At 72.5% G+C, this 1,129-nt stretch carries 1 protein-coding gene; it reads left to right on the top strand.

The features are described from left to right. Window positions 1-809 (top strand): endo alpha-1,4 polygalactosaminidase (locus tag VR44_RS21380; protein WP_052713744.1); only part of this gene is annotated, 809 nt, incomplete at its 5' end. Window positions 810-1,129 lie beyond the last annotated feature (320 nt).

Here is a 1,129-nt window from a genome sequence, read left to right as displayed (position 1 = left end):
GCCAGGGACCAGGACCGGCCTCGCCCGTCCCCGGCTCCCCGTCCCCGCCCGGATCGCCGCCGGCCCCCTCTCCCTCTCCCTCCTCCTCCGCCCCCGGCGGCCAGGCCAGGCCCCGCTGGCAGCCGCAGCCCGGCCTGGCCTGGCAGTGGCAGCTCGACGGACGCTCCGACCCCTCGGTCGACGTACCCGTGTACGACATCGACGGGTTCGAGAACTCCAAGGCCGACGTGGACCGGCTGCACCGCGACGGCCGCAAGGTCATCTGCTACGTCAACGTCGGCGCCTGGGAGGACTTCCGCCCGGACAAGGACGCCTTCCCCACCGGCCTCTTCGGCAAGCCCAACGGCTGGAAGGGCGAGCGCTGGCTGGACATCCGCCGCACCGACCAGCTCCGCCCGCTCATGGAACGGCGCTTCGACATGTGCCGGGACAAGGGCTTCGACGCGGTGGAGCCCGACCTGGTGGAGGGCTACGGCAACGACACGGGCTTCCCGCTGACGGCCGAGCACCAGCTCGCCTACAACCGCATGATCGCCGAGATCGCGCACGCGCGCGGGCTGTCGGTCGGCCTCAAGAACGACCTGCCGCAGATCCCGCAGCTCGAAGGAGCCTTCGACTTCGCGGTCAACGAGGAGTGCGCCCAGTTCGGCGAGTGCGCGGCGCTCAGCCCCTTCATCAAGGCGGGCAAGGCGGTCTTCCACGTCGAGTACAAGGGGACCCCCTCGAACTTCTGTCCCGAGGCCCGCAAGCTGAACCTTTCCTCGATGCTGAAGAACCCGGAGCTGGACACCTGGCGCAAACCCTGCTGACCGCATGGCGCGGCGGGCCGCGTCAACCCCGGGCCGCCGCGTCATCCCACCCACCCGGGCGGAGCCGAACGGGGCCGGCGCGGGACCCGGATTCCAGTGCCGACGGGGCGTGCGCGGCGGCGGGGACCCGGCACGTGCGCCGGATCGGGCGCCCGGGTGCGCCGACGGGGCCCCGTTCGCTGTCACCATGCGTCGCGGACAACGGGTCATGCGACGAGAGGTTGGAACGTGACGCCTCAGGCGACCGGGAACCCCACCCGGCAGCACTCCGACGGACAGCGGAAGAACATCCCCGGCGCCGGCGGACCCCCCGGCGGCCC

Source organism: Streptomyces katrae (assembly GCF_000966975.1).
Lineage (GTDB): Bacteria > Actinomycetota > Actinomycetes > Streptomycetales > Streptomycetaceae > Streptomyces > Streptomyces katrae.
Note: the sequence above shows the minus strand (reverse complement) of the source record. Positions and strands in the feature narration are given on the sequence as shown.